The organism is Pigmentibacter ruber (genome assembly GCF_009792895.1).
GTDB lineage: Bacteria > Bdellovibrionota_B > Oligoflexia > Silvanigrellales > Silvanigrellaceae > Silvanigrella > Silvanigrella rubra.
In genome coordinates this window covers 187479-205169 of record NZ_WSSC01000004.1, presented here as the reverse complement: position 1 = coordinate 205169, position 17691 = coordinate 187479, and the positions used below count along the sequence as shown (strand labels likewise).

Here is a 17691-nt window from a genome sequence, read left to right as displayed (position 1 = left end):
TTTATATACTATGTATTAAAATAATATTCAATGGGTCATTTAATGCTTACTAAAAATAATTTATTTAAAAAAATTTTTTTCATGCGCTTTAGATTTAAGTTAGTTCTAATTTTATTTAGTATTGTATCAACTATTTTTTCTTTATTTGTGCCATTCTATCAAAAAGAATTAATTGATTACCTTAATTTTAGCAAAGATTTTTTAATTAATTATCGTTACTTTGAATTTATATTTTATATTTTCTTTTTTTCCTCTATTTCACAAATATTTATTTATTTCACTAAGTATCTGGCTTTAAAAGAAGGCAGTTTTTTGCAGAATTGGCTTTCAAATTTTACTTATTCGAAGACTTTAAGAGTAAAGAGTGATGCTGACAATAAAATATCTGTTGGAGAATCCTTGTCTATTTATGCAACTGATATTCAAACATCTGTAGCTTTTATTGATGATGTTTTTCCTAATTTTATTTCTTACTTTATCCCAATCATACTTGCTCCATTTGCAATATACTTCATAACAGGTTTAAATCCTTTCATTATAGCATCAATTTTTACAGGTGTACTTTTTATTAATATTATTTTAGGTTTAAAACAAGGAAAATTATTTTTTAGAAATAAATTATATTCGGCATTAAGAATTGGAATTGTTTCTGAATGGATTTTAAATATTAGAATTATAAGAATGCTTGGATGGACTGAAGGAATTGAAAAAAAAATAAGAGAAAGTAGGGAATTAGAAACATCCAATAGAATTACAATGGTTAAAAATGCTGCAGCTATTAATTCAATTGGATATTCATCTCCTTTTTTAATTAATATTTTCAGTATTTACTTATTGTATAGAGTAGATCCAAATGGATTTACTGCGGGAAAAATTTTTAGTTTATTTTGGTTATTTAGTGTCCTTTTAACCAGACCAATGCGAATGATTCCAATAATGTTTGTTTCTATAACAGATTGTTTAACTTCAATGCGAAGAATTCAAAATTTTTGGGAACAAGAATTAGAAGAGTATGAAAATAAGCTTCCAAATTACCAATATACTAGTTTTTTCATAAGAATTAAAGATCTAAATTACATTAAAAATGAAAAAGTATTACTTGAAAATATTTCATTGGAAATAAAGTCAAACGAATTTATTGCAATTATTGGTGAATATGGTTCTGGTAAAAGTTTAATCATTCAAGCGTTATTAAACTTAATAAAAACAAACTACAAAGAGTTTACAATAAATAATCAATCTATAAATGAAATACCACTATCAGAATTAAGATCTTTCTTTAGCTATGTTCCTCAGGACTTTTTCGTAATAAATTCTAACTTGAGAGATAACGTTGCTTTTGAATATAACTATACATCAGGAGATGATGAAAAAGTAAATAATTGCTTAGAATTATCTCAGTTTAGGCATGAAAACGAACAGTTTTTACAAGGTTTAGAATCGAATATTGGGGAGAGAGGAATTAATTTATCAGGAGGTCAAAAACAAAGAATTTCTCTAGCAAGAGCATGTTATTCCGATAGACCAATAATTTTATTAGATGATTGTTTAAGCGCATTAGATATTAAAACTCAGGAAAAGATTATTGCTGAATTACTTAATGGTTATTGGAAAAATAAGCTTAGAATTTTAGTTACACATAAATTATCTGTTTTAAATAGTTGTGACAGAGTCATTTTTATAAAAAATGGTAAAATAATAGAAAATGGAAGCTTTCCAGATCTAGTAAAAAATTCTGCTGAAGTAAGAAACTTTGTCTCTAATGTTGTTTTACAGGATTAAATTATGATTATTGATAATAATATTGATGAAATTTCAAGTTCTAGTAATTTTTCAAATTCAGTATATAAAACATTATATTATTCTCTGAGAGAAAATATCAGTAAATTTATTTTCCTAATTATATTAGGTTTTATAGGAAGGGCTTGTTTATTAATAAATGCTAATATAATTGGAGAATGGGTTAATAAATTATGCACAAATAATTCAATTTGTAATACAAAAATTGATATTTTTAAAAATTTTACATTTGATCAATTTTTTTATCTTCTATTATTTTTATCAGTTAACGGATTTTTACTTAGTTTGTTTTTTCGATATAATATTTCAAAATTAGGTACATTATCTACATCTAAAATTTATGATGAAACAACATTTAGGGTCTCTCGTTTTCCAATCCAATTTTTTGATAAAAATCATTTCGGGAAAATTATTACTAGGTTTAGTAGTGATTATGCTTCTATAACAAGAATGTCAGGTGGACCTTTAGCAGAAGTTTTATCACTTATTTTTGATTTAATTTTGTTTTGCTTACTAATTTTATTCGCAAGCCCTTATTTTTTTCCAGTATTAATTTTTCTAATTACTTTAAACTTTTTTTTATATAGAAGAAATAAATTTTCAATTCGCAAAGAAAGAAGAAAACTAAATATATCTAGAGCACCAACAATTACGCATTTTTCAGAAACAATTCAAGGTGTAAAAGTAATTAAGGTTTATGGTAAAGAAGTTGTTTTTACAAATAAATTTAATGAGAAATTGAAAGATTTTATTATACAGAGACTTAGAACTATGAATTTAGTAAATATTTTTTCATTGAAAATGAGTATTCTAAATGTCTCTTTGTTTTTTGTAACAGGAACATTAGGTGCTTTTCTAATGAAATTTAATTATATTTCTTTAGGTTCCCTGATTGTTGTTCTTACTTTTATACTGATGACATCTTCAACAGTACAAGTTTTTTTTGAATGGCTAGCAGCTATAGAAGAAGCATTAACTGGGATTGAAAGGTTAGATAATTACTTAAAAATTGGATTAGAACCTGGTAATTCATTACCAAAAGAAGCTCAGTTTAATAATTTAAATAAAAATTATTCCCAAAGTCAGTTGAAAATTATTGAGAATCCTTTAGATGGTTTGAAAAATGCAAAATTGTCAGTAAAAAATTTAAGTTTAAAATATTTTGAAAATTCTCCAATCATTTTAAAAGATCTTACATTTGATGTTGAAGCTGGTGAAAAAGTAGGAATTATAGGGAAAACAGGAAGTGGTAAGTCATCTCTGATCAATGCAATTTTTTATTTATATCCATTCCTCGAGGGAAAAATTACAATAAATAACTATGAACCTCTTCTTAATGAAACTAATAATATTATGGGAAATGTCATTAGTCTGAAAAACTATCGCTCTGCTTTATCAATTATTTCACAAGAGCCTATTTTATTTTCGGGGACTCTAAGAGATAATTTAATTCTAGATAAAAATATATCTGATGACGAAATTTTTGAAGTAACAAAAAAATTAGGATTGAGAAAGGTATTCAGTAGTGGTAAAAAAATATTAGATACTGAAGTGAAGGAAAATGGAGGAAATTTTTCTTTAGGCGAAAGGCAATTGCTCTGTATGACGAGATGCCTTCTACAAAATAGACCAATTGTGCTTATGGATGAAGCTACAAGTTCTATTGATCCTTATTCTGAGGAGTTGTTAGTGAATGCTACAAATCATTTTTTACATGGCAAAACTCAAGTTATTGTCGCACATCAATTATCTACAATTGAAAAATGTGATCGCATTCTTTGGTTGGACTCAGGTAAAATCATGCAGTTTACTTCGCCAGATATAGTACTTAATGCATTTAAAAACTTTGAAGATACAAAATTTAATTAAGGAGAAATAATGAGTACTGAAAAGTGGGTTATTGGTACAGGTTTTTCAAGAGGTATTGGTTTTGAATTAGCTAAAATAATTAAAGATAATAATTATAAAATTATTCATTTGGGTAGAGGTCAGTGTGGATTTGAAGATCATTTTATTTGGTGGGATTTATTAAATCCAATAACAGATAGTCCAATTTTAGAACTTTCTAAAAATTTATATGGTAAACAAATAGCTGGTTTTATTTATGCCGCGGGGGTAATGCCAATTTTAGCTGTAAGTGAATCAAACAGAACTGAGAAACACCTATTTTGGCAGTCGCAAGCAGAATCCTTAAGAATAAATTATTTGTCTTGCGCTGAAATAATAGAGGACATTCTTCCTTTTATTATGAGTAAAAATGATACAGATGCACAAATAACACCATTTGTAGCGCATTTATCATCACTTGCGGCGATTGATCCTTTTCCTGGACTAGAATTGTATGGCGGTTCCAAAGCAGCTTGTTTATTTTATTTTAAGTGGCTTTCAAAACGTTTTGCGATGGATGAGCTTACTTGCTTATCCGTGCATCCAGGGACAGTTAATACTGACATGGTGAATAATATATTGCTAAATTCGCCTAATGATCTAAGTATAGTGAAGTTATATCAAAAGATGAAACAAAATAACGAATTTATTGAACCAGCTAAAGCTGCTGAAAAAATTTATAAGTTTTTATTTAATGATTCAGAACTAAGAAATAATTCGCATGGAAAACTATTTTTAGCTGATAAAGGTACAATTTTCGAGCAGAAGTAATTTTTATATTAAACCTACCTCTTGATAATTTAAATAAACAAATTATAATTGAATAAATAATAATTTTAAGGTTATAAAATTTACAATGAAAAAATGTTTGTTTATTTTATTTATTTTTTTATTTTGTTCTTGTTCAAAATTTTCTATAAATGACGATAAAATTCAAACTACTTCTGATGGTTCATACGTAATTGAATCTGGATTAAACGACACTGAATTGTTAAGTTATGGTAAAGAAGTAGTTTATCGCTTTAAAACGGTACCTAATATGATAGCAGTAAAATCTATTGATTTGGGAAAAAGTGATCATAATTTTATCTATTCAAATAATATCTACAAAATTCCAGAGCAGAATGAGAAAAATAGAGAGATTTTTGATAATTCTAACTCAAGTCAAAATTTGAACACTAATTGTTTGAACGCTTACTGTGAAGCAAATTTTGATAAAGCTTTATCTGAAATACAAACAAAGAATATTAATCTTAATTCTATTAAAATTGCCATTATAGATTCTGGAGTAATTCCTTCAACATATTTAATTCAAAATAATTTAGTCGATACTCTTAATTTAACAAAAGATGAAAATAAAAGTAATTGGGCTTCACATGCTACATATATATCCTCAATTTTTGCAGGTACATTAGATCAATCTGTAGTGAAAAATATATATGCAAAAAATGCTAAAATTTCTTCAATTAAAATTACTTTTTCCGATGATCCTGATGCAAATGCAAATAAAAATTATGGTTCAATGCAACTTGCTGTTGCAATGGATTTGGCAGTTTATTTAGGTGCAAAATTAATAAATTTGAGTTTGTCTTATACGGAAAAACCAGATGAAAATGTTGAACTAGCAGAAAAAATAGTGATATCACAAGCAGCAAAAAAAAATATCTTATTCCTTGTTGCTGCTGGTAATGAGTCATCAGATCTACAAAAAATTCCTGTTTATCCAGCTTCATATAAGTTAAATAATATAATAACTGTTGGCTCTCACTCATCTTATTTAAGTTTAGCTTCAAGCTCAAATTATGGTGATGATGTCGATATATCTGCACAGGCAAGTTTAATTGAATTAAATAATAAGAATGGAGAAGTAGATCTGGTTTCTGGCACTAGTTTTGCTGCACCACTTGTTGGTGCAGCACTTTCATTATATTTTGGAATTTTCCCAAATGCGAATATAAGTAGGGTTTTAACTGATTTATTTTCGAGCGCAAATAGTTTTTATTCAAGTTACTATGGTGTTAATAAAAAAACTCTTTATGGCCGTTTGGATGTTAAATCGTTTATAGATAATGGATTTAAAAATAATTAATTATGAATAAATGATTATAATAGCTGTTCATTGCAAAAATTTCTTATCAAATCTTCATCAATTAAATTAGAATCTAAAGATAATTTATCAGGAATACTCGTTAAAAAGGAATTAGAATCATTAATATCTACATAGTGGATGCCATTTGGTAGAAAATCTTTTGAATAATTTTGATTAACAGGTAGATTATTAAAATTTAGGAAATTAAGAGCTATCTTTTCATTATTATTTATTAAGTTGTAATTGTTATCTAGATTTTGGATAAAACCAAACCATGATTTATTGATTAATATTTGCCAGCTACTAAAATTACTATAACTTTTGAAATTATTTATATAAATATTATTAAATCTTGAATAAAATTTCGACATCCCTTCTTGACTATAAATTGCATTAAAACTATTCTCTTTTTTTGTTGGAAAAGGAATTGAAATTATTTGATTTTTTAATGTACTATTTGCTGGTAAACTTGAATCAATAATATTAAATGATCGAGTAGTATTTTGGTAAATATTTGACGATGCAATAAAATTATTATTGGATTTTAAGAATACATTTTTATGTAGTGAATATTTATTTGTATTTTTAGTGTTGGGATTTAATTGTAAAATAATTACTCTAGGCCAAGTGGATATATTGTAAGATATATTATTTTGAATATCAGTGAAAATTCCTTTAGCGCATTGAATAAATAATTCCCAAGTATTTTTTTTATCACTATCTATTGGGTATGTAAGACTTTGATATAAATTTCTAGAATAATAGTTCTTAACAAATAACTGAGTAGTGTATCTTTCTTTTTCAATTGTATTTCCATTATCATCAAGAAAGTAAAGTTCATCAATGTTGTTTTTTGTATTTATCTCAGAATTAAATTTGTAAAATATTCCATATTTATCGGTTTGTATATTTTTGTTTAGTGTATTCATTGGAGATGCTGAAAAGATAAAATTAGTATTTTCAATTGAATTTATAGTTTTATTAATTGTATCTTGATTTAAATATGGTGAAATTTGATATATGGTAGAGATAATTGAATTTTCATCATAACTGTTTTGCAGAGATGAATTTAATTTAACATAAAGTTTAACATCCCTTGAAAGATTTATATTATAGTTGCTAAAAATACTCTCTACACTTGAGAGAGAATCACTACTTTGATCTAATGGATCTCTTATAAGTTCAGTAGGATTTTGTTTGGCAGAAAAATCAATTTTACGAAATCCTGTTGGAGTTGATTCGTTATTACTAAATAGTTTTGATGAACATGCGCATAATAATATAGAACAAGTCAGAATCAAAAGTTTACTTAGCATAAGATCCTTCTTTTTTAAATAAAATAGAATGGATCTTCATTATAATAAATTATTCAAGTTTAACAAGATGATAGTCTTTTTTACCTTTTCGAAGAATAATGGCATTTTGTTCTGTTGCAAAATCATTTTCTTGCAATTTATAATTATAGTCAGTCATTTTGTTTCCATTAAACGTTAGTCCGTTTCCTTGCACTAATTTTCTTGCTTCGCCTCGACTACTAGAAAATCCGCATTTTATCAAGACTGTTAAAATGTCTATTCCTGCATCTATATCTTGTTTTGAAATACTTAATGAAGGAGCATTGGAAAGATCTCCTACTTTGCCAGCAAATAAAACTTTTGAAGCCTCTACGGCTTTTAAAGCCTCTTCTTCTCCATGTACAATTTTGGTAATTTCAAATGCCATAACTTCTTTAACTTGATTTATATTTTCGTTCGTTAAAATTTCTTGAATTTCTTCGAGTGTTTTTAATGTAAATACTTTAAACATTTTATGAATATCAGCATCGTGAACGTTTCTAAAAAATTGATAGAATTCATAGGGGGAAAATAAATTGGGATCTAGCCACACAGCATTGCCTGCGGTTTTTCCAAATTTTTTTCCATCACTTGCTACTAGTAGTGGAGTAGTTACGGCAAATGCTTTTCCTGAAACAACTCTGCGAATGAGATCCGCACCACCTAAAATATTAGACCATTGATCATCACCACCAAACTGCATAATACAATTAAAGTTTTTATAAAGGTGGAGAAAATCAAAAGACTGAAGAATTTGATAACCTAATTCCATAAATGTCAAACCGCCATCTTCAAAGCGACTTCTATTTACTTCTGCTGATAAAAGTCTTGCAACAGTAAAATGGCGACCTATATCTCTTGAAAAATCAATCCAACTCATTTGACCAATCCAGTCAATGTTGTTTACAAAAATAGGTGGATTAGGAACATCAAAACGAAAGTATCTGTTTACTAATATTTTGAAATTTTCAATATATGTAGCAATTTGATCTTTAGTATTCATAGGACGCATTTCTGTTCTGCCAGTTGGATCTCCTATTAAACCAGTTGCTCCTCCAAAGAGAACAATAGGTTGTAAACCAGCATCTTGTGCACGTCTAAGCATCATAAGAGCAGCTAAATTTCCAACATGGAGACTTGCAGCTGTTGGATCAAACCCACAATAGACGGAATAACGAACACCTTTTTCGTTTTGATTCCCTTTTTCAAAAATTTGTTCTAGTTCTTCTTCATGACTTATTTGGGCGATAAGCCCCCGTTTACGGAGGTTGGTAATAAATGAATTTTTTGTGGTCATAAAAATAATCTGCCTTTCAAGTTGAAAGCATCCCATGGAGCTCAATTATGTCTTTTAAACTAAAGAAAATATTTTTTGTCCAGTTTTGTTTATCAATTCTAGGGATTTCTAATCAAGCATTACCTGCAGAAATAAGGCCATCTTCAGTGCTTACCTTGCCATCTTCTTATTTAGCAGCTGGCAGTGGAGCAGGTGCATCAGCTCCAGGAGATGCCTCTATGCTCGATGCAAATCCAGCTATTTTACCTGCTTTAAAGAAACAATATTCTGTGTTTGGAAGTGGATCTTGGCAAAATAAATTGGATTTAGTTGAAGCAGGAGTATTTGATTCTACTACTACCCCTATTGCTATGGCTATTCGCGCGCGAGAAACTATTCCCACTGATACTTTAACTCGTGATAGAAGCTTTACTGCTGCAGCAGGTTACCAACTTCCTTTTCTAACTAATTTAAGTTTGGGTTTATCTTTTGAATATCAGCAGTTAAGTTTAACAGATAGATGGGCATGGCAAAATGAAAACTATCGTCTTGGTGTAGGTGCTTTTTATCAAGTAAATACTCCTTGGAAAAATCCTATATTTTTAGGAGTCGGAACAAGAGGATTATTTGATAAATATAATTCAAATATAACTAATGTAGGAATATCAACATACGCTTTTGATAATTACTTTACCTTTAATGTAGATACTTTAATTGATTCAAAAAGTGGTTTTCAAAGTTTAATAACTGGAATAAACATATTAATTCAGACTTATTTTGAACTCAGAGGTAGTATTGGTTACAATCCTAAACAGGACAGAATATTTTGGGGCTCAGGAATTTTTTTCAAAGGACCAGTGCTTCACCTCTATTATACGCTTGTCAAGATAGATTCCGATGATACAACACTCAGGCAGACAGCGGGATTAGAACTCGCTTTTTCAATTTAATTTTTCAATAAATTCGTTCCATTTGGAGGAAAAATGGCAATTACTGATGGCCCTAATTCTCTTTTTATCTCTTCGCAGTCAAAATCTGCCTCACGGGTCGGACATGACATTTTAGCGTACTGTAATCGTTGCAAGATGAATTTAACTCATACTATTGTAACTATTGAAGCTAATAACAAACCTGGCAGAGTGCAATGCAATACTTGCAAGTCAGAAAAACAATATCGTCCACCAAAATCAGAAGCTGCTTTAGATAAAGGAGGTAAAAGAGAGATGGAACGAGATGAAGAACAAGATTTAGATCTAGATGCGGGGGCAAAACTCTTAGCTGGTGAAGATGCTTTAGGCAAAAAAAAGGCAAAATCAAAGGCGAAGTCTAGAAAAAAAGAGGATGGAGAAGGAAGGGTATCCAAAGGTACAAATCAATTACCATTAAGTATGCAGTCAGGAACTTCTGAAGACATAGCTAACTATGAAGCTCGTTTAAGCGCACAAAAAAATAATTTGAATCAAGCTAAAGAATATAAAGCTTCTGTACGATTCAAACCAGGTGAAATTTTAAATCACAAATCATTTGGAATAGGCTTTGTGGTTGCTGAAAGTGGATTAAATAAAATTGAAGTTTTATTTCCGCAAGGTAGAAAACTACTGGCTACTGGTCTAGGTTAATAGTTGTTTCTGTTTGATTAACATTTCCTATTGGCATCCTCATTTGTGATTTTGTATTGAAAGAAGAGGTGTTCAAGGTGGATCATTCTGATCTCTTTAAAAAGTTTGGATTAAATCCACCAGAGCCATTCAGTACAGAATTATCCATTCATGTTGGTGAATCACATAATGAAATCCGTCTGATAATTAAACATCATTTAAATAAATTAGGATTTAATAATGTAAGAGCTGATAGGGATGGTCATGCATCTTTAGCTGAACTTAAAGTTAAACCTGCCCATATTGCATTAGAAGGTGATGATTTAGATGTTGTCACAGGCTACGATATGTTAAAAGAATTGATGGAAGATCCTAATGTTTCACGTCCCCCTTTTATTTTAATGTCAAAACCTTTAAACAAGGCAGAACTTATGTTTGCCTTGGAAATGGGGATGGATGACATTTTAGTCCGCCCTATATCCCAAGGGGATTTGTTACCCAAAATAAGAAATGCTTATAATGTATTTAACAATCCTAAAAATCCAGAAAGAGTTTATGAACTCGCTAAAGCAAAATTAAGAGCTGAAGATTATCCTCAGGCATTTCAAATTTACTCGGAACTGACAAAAGTATCAGAAAAAGCGGCTAGACCTTATATTGGCATGGCAAGGGTGCAAATTAAGCAAAATAGTTTAGAAGAAGCGTTAGGTTATGTGAATAAAGGAATTGAAAAAAATGAAAACTATATTCACGCCTATGTTGTACGAGCTGATATTTATACAGCTATGAAACAAGACGAAAAAGCACTTGAAGATTTAAAAAAAGCTCTAGAACTAAGCCCAATGAACATTATTCGTTATGAAGGTTGTACTGAATCATTACTTAAGCAAAATAAAATTGATGAGTGTTTAAGTATACTAAATATTGGTGCAAGTGCAGGATTAAAACATCCTTATATTATTGAAAGATTGGGCTATTGTTACTTTTTGAAAAAAGATTATGTCAATGCTTTAAAGCTATTAAAAGAGGCCGTGCGGATAGATCCAGAAAATGTGAGTTACGCCAATTCTTTAGCTATTTGTTATCGAGATTCAAAAGATTTTGAAAAAGCAGTGTTAACTTATAATCAGATTTTAAAGAAACAACCCGATAATCATCTTGTCTTGTTTAACAAGGCTGTAACACTTATTTTTTGGGATAAAAAGGACGAAGCTATTAAAATACTGCGGCGTATTTTAAAGATAGATCCTAACTACAATAAAGCTAAAGAGAAACTAAGTGAGTTAGGTGCGTCGATAGAAGGTTAGAATATTGGAGAGAAGCTAATGGAAAAAGAATTATCATTTGCAAAAGCGCAGACTCCTGAACAAATGTTGATGCAGCTTCTTTTTCATTTCTCAATTTTGATGGAATATCAACTTATAGATTTACAATCAAATGTACGTTCTTTTGTCGAAGCAATGTCTGAAGCAATTCAAAAAATGGACAATTTAGTAGTCGAAGAAGGACAGCAAGCAAACGAAATTTATGAGAATTTATTTAGTAAAGCAGAATCTGAAGCTCAAGCTTTAAATCAAAGAGCTAATTTTAGAGCCGATGATATTTTTGCTGAGGCAAGTGGACAAGATAAAGCAGCTAATCAAGCACAAACACAAAGTACAAAAACTTCCACAACTGATTCTAATGCTTTTGATAAGATTTGGTCTGAAATTTCTAAACGAATAGAAAGTGTTTCTAGATTAGAAGAGCGCTTAAGACCTCAAGTCTATACCATGATTCAATCACTAAATTTTGAAGATATTCAAACTCAAAGAATAGAGCATGCTTTAAATGCACAAAAAAAGCTAAATGAAGGTATGATTAAGTTTTTGAAAAAAGGCATTCAGAATTGTGATTTAAAAGAAGTTTTAGATTTTGCAAATAATTTAGTTAAAGAAACGAAGGCTTCTTATACCATGGTAGATGAAAGAAAAGTATTTGAACAAGTATTTTATGAAGAAAAGAATAAATAAATTAAGGTGTATAAATTACTTTTTTATTTTCTTTTAGATAATTTACTTCGACACTTTCTTTCGGAATATTCTTATAATTAATTTTTGAAAAGTTTGCAGTAACTATTATTTCATTCCCATATTTAGCTTGCTGGACAAATTTATCATTAGTTAGAAATTCAAAATTTGTTAAAGGTAATTCAGCTATTTTATGATGGTAAATTTGAAAAAAATCAGAATATTTTTTTAAATCTATTTTATTTTCTTTAATTAGTTTTAAATCCAAAGACCACATAGAAGGTATTCCATACAGAATTTCAAATAATGTTCTTTTAGTTTTTAAATTGCTAAATTTAGTGATTGGAATTTCCCATCTATCAGTGCTAATAATGGCATCATGGTAGACATATTGAAAGAGTGGAATTCGATATAAAGGATTATATTTAGTATTTTCATAATCTTCTGGGGCTTTAATTGTTTTGAAAAAGAATTCTGGTCTTTCAGTTGGATACCAACGCCCATAAATTTTTTGTTGTCTGCTTAATTGCCAGTGTGGAGAATTAAATACAGAAAAATTTCCATGCGCAAAGGCTAGACTAGGTATTGCCCAATAAACAGCAGTTTCTGACCCAAGTACTAATTTTTCATTTTTAGAAATATAGTTTAAGCGTTTAATTCTATTTTCCATATCTTTTTTTGCGTTCATTGGATGGAGCGGTGAATAATCATCATGCAATAATCCTGTTGCATCTACATCTAAAAAGTAACTATTAATTCCTGTTTCTTTAAAATTTTTTAATCTTAAATACAAATCTCTATTTTCAGGTTTTTGCTTCGCAAAATATTCAGAACTTGCTTCGTATCCACGGTTTTGAAAACCAGGTTTGCGTTTGCCTCCCTCTTCAATAATAGCAGCAATTGGCCAGGCATTTGGAAAAATAGAAAGTTGTGTATCTGCAGTTTTAGGATTTTGAATATTTTCCCAAGTATCGTAAGGTCCAACTAAATATCCATAATTTTTTGCAGACTGAATAAATTTTTTAGTTACTTTATATTTCTCGTGATTATTTTGATCATAGCCGAGCCACAATGAATGAATACCTAAATCTTTTAATAATTTTAAGGATTCTTCAGTTCTGCCGGTTCCCCAAAGATAAGCATGAAAAGCTCCATATAGTTTGGTTATTTCTTTATTATGCGATGCTTTTTGTTTTAAAGTAATGAGTTCGTTTTTTTGTGACAATAAATTTCTAAAATGTTTTCCTGGAGCCAAAAAATCTTGTTTAGGATCTACTGTAATTTTAATAACATATGGTGATAAATTATCTTTTTGCCTAAATTGATGTTCCTGTTGAATATAAATACTATCTGAATTTTTATTAAATTTTAAAGTATTATTTAACGAACTATCAGATATATACGTTACGGTATTATAATCAGTTATATTAGCAAATAAGGGCAATGTAAGCTGTTCTTTCATTGAATATTCATAGGCATCATATTTGTCAATTTTGGCAATCCAAAATGGATCTTGAGTTGGGATAAGTAAACCTTCTCCATCTGGTATAACTAATTCTTCAGAATTATTTGTATCAGAAGTGGTTGAAGTTAAAGTACTTGGCCATTCAAAAATCTGTGGAATTTTAGAAGTAAATTTAAACACTAAAAAATTATTTTCTTTTTTTACTTCAACTGAAATATTTTTGTCAGGATACTCCCAGCTATAAATATTTGAACTTTTTTTTAAATTTTTAAAATCACTTAATAAGTGAGAAATTGGAGAAGCTATAGAAAGAGAATTTTGCTCAATTTTTCCCACTACTTCTAAACTTTTTAAATTAATTTCAGCACTCCAGTTGTCTAATTGGATTTCAACAACATTTGTATCAGCAAATGCATTTATATTATTAATATTTAGACAGATAAAAAAAAAGAGAGATTTTTTAGAAAAAAACTTCATATTAACCCTAGAATATTGATGATTTATAACTTCCCATGCAGGACTCCTACTGTTTGAAAACCCCCTCCAGCAGCAATCCAAATGTCTAGGTACTTTATTCTTGCACTATCTTTATTGCAAGTTTCTGTTTCTTTTTTTGTTAAATTTACTAAATCTAAATACTCTTCTTCACTTATTTGTTCTAACCATGAGTTACTTAAAGAAGAAGAGCCTGAATCAAAAATTTCGATTAATTCATTTGCATAAATAGTTTGAAATATTATTCCATTTTCTTTTATTTTATAGGAAAAAATGTTTGATTTTTGACATATTTTACTAAAATAATTAACTAATTCTTTTTTACAAATATAATTTTTTTCATAAGATAAAATATTTTTTAAAAACAACACACGGCATCGTAGGATAGGTAAGGAAGCGCAAACTGTATTACCAATATCAGCCATAAGAATAGTTATTTTGTCTGATAATTGGGGATTAATTTTTTGCTTAACGTCTTTCAAAATATTTTTATTAGCTTGGTGAATGAAAATAGTACAAGGAACTGTCTCATCATATTTATTATTCATTTCTAACAACATTTTTGTTCTTTGTTCCCAACAGCTTTCAATTGCTTTTATTAATGATTTCACAATAATTGAAAATGTTTCTTTGGGTTGATTTAAAAAAAGCTTATTATTGTTTATGTTTTCAAGAGTAGTTGGTTGGCGAGATCCTCCAACCGGAATTGTTATATTGTTGATAATTTTTGAATTTGATTCTTGATAAGCGAAACAAAAAAAATCTTTATTTTTCTTAGGCAAATTTTGCCTTAAAACAATTCCTGCGGCTCCATCTCCAAATAAAGAACGTGTTCTAAGATCATTTTGGAGAAGACCCTTATTTTTTACTTCGCTTGCTGCAAGTAAAACAGCTTGAGAAGTCGTCTGAGTAATACCAAGTGAACTTCTAAGGGCTGAAAGATAGCTACTACATGAGCTAGCAACATCAAAACAATGGACGTAGGGATGTAAATTTAAACCCGAATGAATAAAATGTGCTGTTGCAGGTGAGGGGCAATCACCCGAGGTGGTTGCGACAACTATAGAGGCAAGATTATTTAAGTCAATACTTGAATGTAAAACAGCTTGGATGACAAGATCACTGCAAGCTTGTTCGGGTAAAGCATATCTTCTTTGGATAATTCCGGTATGTTTTTGGATAGAAGATGCGACATCGGAAACTGTTTTACCAGTGGTTTGAAAATCTTTCGCAATATTTGCATTTGATTGCAATACGGCAGGCAAATGACAAAAGCTACTCACAATATCTGTATAAATAGTAAAATTTTCTTTTGAAACAGTCATTGCTTCCCTTTAATAAATACCGTGAACTCAGTTTTTATTCATTTAAATAAAAAATATCTTAGGAAAAAAGATTTCCTAATCTGTATGCACTTTACATAAATTATCAATAATTGTAAGACTTATTGGTTCTTTTATAAGTGATAAATTTGAGGAGAAGTGAATGCAACAGATATCAGAATCTTTTGAAAACCAACCCCTATCTACAGCTTGTCATACTGAAAATATCGATTGTGGGATTTCAGAAGATTACGATGAAGAAATTTATCAGAAAGCTATGAATTATTACCACTTGCCCTTTTTGCAGCTGATTCAAGAAGCAGCAGGTGTGCACAAAGAAAACTGGCCTGAGGCGGATATTCAAAGAAGCGCTCTTCTATCTATAAAAACCGGTTCATGCCCTGAAGACTGTTCCTACTGTCCACAAAGTGCACGTTATGAAACTGATATAAAAAAACATCCTTTGATGGAAGTTGAAGATATTGTAGAAAAAGCCAAAGCTGCAAAAGAAAATGGGGCTCAACGATTTTGTATGGGTGCGGCATGGCGTAAACCACCACGTGGCGAACAATTTGATCGTGTATTAGAGGCCATACGACAAGTAAAAGCTCTTGGTATGGAGTCTTGTGTTACCCTTGGACTTTTAGACGAAGAGCAGGCAAGTAAATTAAAGCAAGCGGGCTTAGATTATTACAATCATAATGTTGATACATCTAAGGATTATTATTCAAAAGTCATTACAACTAGAAAGTTTAAAGATAGAGTAAAAACTCTAAGAAATGTTAGAAATCAGAATATCAATATTTGTTGTGGTGGTATTTTAGGGATGGGAGAATCAGCTTCAGATAGAATGAAGTTAATAGCTTTTTTAGCTACAATGTCTCCTCAGCCTGAGAGTGTGCCAATAAACTTTTTAGTTAAATTTGATGGAACTCCGCTAGAAAAAATGGAAGACATAGATATTTTACATTTTGTTAGAACAATTGCAGTTGCCCGTCTATTGCTACCTAAATCGCGAATTCGCTTGTCAGCTGGTAGAATGGATATGAGCAGAGAAGCTCAAATTTTATGTTTAACCGCTGGAGCTAATTCTATTTTTTCTGGAGAAGTGCTATTAACGTCACCATTACCAGGCTACACATTTGATAATCAATTAATTGATGATATGACTAAACCACTAACAGTTTGTAATAAAGAAATGGTTCATGTCCTTTAATTATCTCAATGAATTATGGGAAAAATCACAAAAGAAAATAAAACTGGAAGGAAATTATCGTGAAATAAATTCCTTCCAGGAATTAGTAAAAAATAAAAAAAACTTTATAGATTTTTCCTCAAATGATTATTTAAATCTTCGAAGCAACAAAAATATTATTGAAGCTGGGTATATAAATGCTTTAACAAATGGTGCTGGTTCTGGTAGTTCAAGATTAGTTTTGGAACTTGATAAAAATATTTCAAAGTTAGAAAATTATTTTTCAGAAAAAACCGACTTTCGTTATTCAATTTTTTTTCCTAGTGGCTTTATAGCTAATGCTGCATTATTTGATGCTCTATCCTTGTTTCAATGGGAAGAACAAGAAAAACCAAACATCCATTATTATATAGATCATCGTTGTCATTCAAGTTTATTTTATGGATTAAAAAATGCAAATGTTTACTTTGATTTTTTCCGTCATAATGACTATTTGCATTTAGAAAATAAACTGTCTCATTCCAAAGCGACTGTTAAAATAATTGTTGTAGAGTCGTTATATTCTGTGGATGGAGATTTTTCCGATCCTGTTGCATTGTTTGAATTGTGTAAGAAACACAATTTATTAATTATCATTGATGAAACTCATACCATTGGTATTTACGGAAAGAGTAGAACTTGGCTACAAGCATATCCATATTTAAAACCTTATATACTTGCTTCTATGTCTGGCTGTGGAAAAGCAGTTGGTGTTGCTGGTGGTTTTCTAGCTACAGATCATCAGCAATTAAAAGAACGTATGATTCAAAAATCTAGACATTTAATCTACTCTACTGCTGTCTCTCCTTTTGTTACAGGAGCGGTTTTGCAATCTTTAGAAATTATTTTTTCTTCTGAGGGAGAAAAATTAATAACTAAATTACAAGAAAATATTTCCTATTTAAGAGATAAAATTATAGAATTTTCTGATACTGAGACTGAATTCAACTTTAGCTTGTTTGATTTCAATAAACAAAAATCAAATATATTTCCTCTTGTTTATAAAAATCATTTACAAATTAAACAAAAAGAAAAGTTTTTTATTGAAAATGGATTGATTTTAAAAGCTTTACGTCCTCCAACAGTTCCTAAAGGCACGTCTCGTTTTCGAATTATTTTAAAAGCTAGTCATTCAAAAGAAGATTTAGATACTTTGATCGATTATTTGAAAAAATAAATTTA

Annotated in this window: 14 protein-coding genes; 10 read left to right on the top strand and 4 right to left on the bottom strand. The window is 29.5% G+C overall.

What is annotated here, in order from left to right:
- Nucleotides 1-42 precede the first annotated feature (42 nt).
- From GOY08_RS12460 to GOY08_RS12445, 4 genes are all read left to right on the top strand, one after another.
- Nucleotides 43-1782 carry an ATP-binding cassette domain-containing protein gene (locus GOY08_RS12460; RefSeq protein ID WP_158999248.1) on the top strand — a complete coding sequence of 580 codons (1740 nt, stop codon included), beginning with the start codon at nt 43-45 and terminating at the stop codon, nt 1780-1782.
- Between the two features lie 3 nt (nt 1783-1785).
- Nucleotides 1786-3669: an ABC transporter ATP-binding protein gene (locus tag GOY08_RS12455; RefSeq protein ID WP_158999247.1), complete on the top strand. Its 1884-nt coding sequence runs from the start codon at nt 1786-1788 to the stop codon at nt 3667-3669.
- 9 nt (nt 3670-3678) lie between these two features.
- Entirely contained in the window at nt 3679-4458 is a 780-nt protein-coding gene (locus GOY08_RS12450) for an SDR family NAD(P)-dependent oxidoreductase (protein WP_158999246.1), read from the top strand.
- 85 nt (nt 4459-4543) lie between these two features.
- The gene (locus tag GOY08_RS12445; protein ID WP_158999245.1) at nt 4544-5776 is read left to right on the top strand and encodes a S8 family peptidase; all 1233 of its coding nucleotides are present in this window, start codon (nt 4544-4546) and stop codon (nt 5774-5776) included.
- A gap of 14 nt (nt 5777-5790) precedes the next feature.
- On the opposite strand, the gene GOY08_RS12440 is transcribed toward GOY08_RS12445, so the two are convergent.
- Together GOY08_RS12440 and tyrS are read right to left on the bottom strand one after the other, a co-directional pair.
- Nucleotides 5791-7092: a hypothetical protein gene (locus GOY08_RS12440; RefSeq protein WP_158999244.1), complete on the bottom strand. Its 1302-nt coding sequence runs from the start codon at nt 7090-7092 to the stop codon at nt 5791-5793.
- 49 nt (nt 7093-7141) lie between these two features.
- On the bottom strand, nt 7142-8407 hold the full coding sequence (tyrS, locus tag GOY08_RS12435; protein WP_158999243.1) for a tyrosine--tRNA ligase: 1266 nt from the start codon (nt 8405-8407) through the stop codon (nt 7142-7144).
- Nucleotides 8408-8454: 47 nt separating this feature from the next.
- On the opposite strand from tyrS, the gene GOY08_RS12430 reads away from it, so the two are divergent.
- The 4 genes from GOY08_RS12430 to GOY08_RS12415 all read left to right on the top strand — a co-directional run bounded on the left by GOY08_RS12430 (nt 8455) and on the right by GOY08_RS12415 (nt 11996).
- Nucleotides 8455-9336 carry a hypothetical protein gene (locus GOY08_RS12430; protein ID WP_158999242.1) on the top strand — a complete coding sequence of 294 codons (882 nt, stop codon included), beginning with the start codon at nt 8455-8457 and terminating at the stop codon, nt 9334-9336.
- 33 nt (nt 9337-9369) lie between these two features.
- Nucleotides 9370-10005: a hypothetical protein gene (locus GOY08_RS12425; protein ID WP_158999241.1), complete on the top strand. Its 636-nt coding sequence runs from the start codon at nt 9370-9372 to the stop codon at nt 10003-10005.
- Between the two features lie 77 nt (nt 10006-10082).
- Nucleotides 10083-11291: a tetratricopeptide repeat protein gene (locus tag GOY08_RS12420; RefSeq protein WP_158999240.1), complete on the top strand. Its 1209-nt coding sequence runs from the start codon at nt 10083-10085 to the stop codon at nt 11289-11291.
- 18 nt (nt 11292-11309) lie between these two features.
- A complete protein-coding gene (locus GOY08_RS12415) occupies nt 11310-11996 on the top strand; it encodes a hypothetical protein (RefSeq protein ID WP_158999239.1) in 687 nt (228 codons plus the stop codon).
- 1 nt (nt 11997) lies between these two features.
- Here the strand turns inward: GOY08_RS12415 and GOY08_RS12410 are convergent, their stop codons facing one another.
- Both GOY08_RS12410 and GOY08_RS12405 read right to left on the bottom strand, forming a co-directional pair.
- Nucleotides 11998-13935 (bottom strand): glycoside hydrolase, encoded by a 1938-nt coding sequence (locus GOY08_RS12410; RefSeq protein WP_158999238.1) that lies wholly within the window; start codon nt 13933-13935, stop codon nt 11998-12000.
- 23 nt (nt 13936-13958) lie between these two features.
- Nucleotides 13959-15278 carry a beta-ketoacyl-[acyl-carrier-protein] synthase family protein gene (locus GOY08_RS12405; protein WP_158999237.1) on the bottom strand — a complete coding sequence of 440 codons (1320 nt, stop codon included), beginning with the start codon at nt 15276-15278 and terminating at the stop codon, nt 13959-13961.
- Between the two features lie 160 nt (nt 15279-15438).
- Here GOY08_RS12405 and bioB point away from each other — a divergent pair, with 160 nt between their 5' ends.
- Nucleotides 15439-16491 carry a biotin synthase BioB gene (gene bioB / locus GOY08_RS12400; RefSeq protein ID WP_158999236.1) on the top strand — a complete coding sequence of 351 codons (1053 nt, stop codon included), beginning with the start codon at nt 15439-15441 and terminating at the stop codon, nt 16489-16491.
- Nucleotides 16481-17686, top strand: coding sequence for an aminotransferase class I/II-fold pyridoxal phosphate-dependent enzyme (locus GOY08_RS12395; protein ID WP_158999235.1), 1206 nt, complete (start codon nt 16481-16483; stop codon nt 17684-17686). Before bioB ends, GOY08_RS12395 begins: the two co-directional genes overlap by 11 nt.
- Nucleotides 17687-17691: the final 5 nt, after the last annotated feature.

Excerpts from the sequence above, each read along its gene's own strand:
- GOY08_RS12415 (WP_158999239.1), top strand. The coding sequence starts at position 11,310 with ATGGAAAAAGAATTATCATTTGCAAAAGCGCAGACTCCTGAACAAATG.
- tyrS (WP_158999243.1), bottom strand. The coding sequence starts at position 8,407 with ATGACCACAAAAAATTCATTTATTACCAACCTCCGTAAACGGGGGCTT.
- GOY08_RS12425 (WP_158999241.1), top strand. The coding sequence starts at position 9,370 with ATGGCAATTACTGATGGCCCTAATTCTCTTTTTATCTCTTCGCAGTCA.
- GOY08_RS12445 (WP_158999245.1), top strand. The coding sequence starts at position 4,544 with ATGAAAAAATGTTTGTTTATTTTATTTATTTTTTTATTTTGTTCTTGT.
- GOY08_RS12395 (WP_158999235.1), top strand. The coding sequence starts at position 16,481 with ATGTCCTTTAATTATCTCAATGAATTATGGGAAAAATCACAAAAGAAA.
- GOY08_RS12440 (WP_158999244.1), bottom strand. The coding sequence starts at position 7,092 with ATGCTAAGTAAACTTTTGATTCTGACTTGTTCTATATTATTATGCGCA.
- GOY08_RS12410 (WP_158999238.1), bottom strand. The coding sequence starts at position 13,935 with ATGAAGTTTTTTTCTAAAAAATCTCTCTTTTTTTTTATCTGTCTAAAT.
- bioB (WP_158999236.1), top strand. The coding sequence starts at position 15,439 with ATGCAACAGATATCAGAATCTTTTGAAAACCAACCCCTATCTACAGCT.
- GOY08_RS12450 (WP_158999246.1), top strand. The coding sequence starts at position 3,679 with ATGAGTACTGAAAAGTGGGTTATTGGTACAGGTTTTTCAAGAGGTATT.
- GOY08_RS12460 (WP_158999248.1), top strand. The coding sequence starts at position 43 with ATGCTTACTAAAAATAATTTATTTAAAAAAATTTTTTTCATGCGCTTT.
- GOY08_RS12430 (WP_158999242.1), top strand. The coding sequence starts at position 8,455 with ATGTCTTTTAAACTAAAGAAAATATTTTTTGTCCAGTTTTGTTTATCA.
- GOY08_RS12455 (WP_158999247.1), top strand. The coding sequence starts at position 1,786 with ATGATTATTGATAATAATATTGATGAAATTTCAAGTTCTAGTAATTTT.
- GOY08_RS12405 (WP_158999237.1), bottom strand. The coding sequence starts at position 15,278 with ATGACTGTTTCAAAAGAAAATTTTACTATTTATACAGATATTGTGAGT.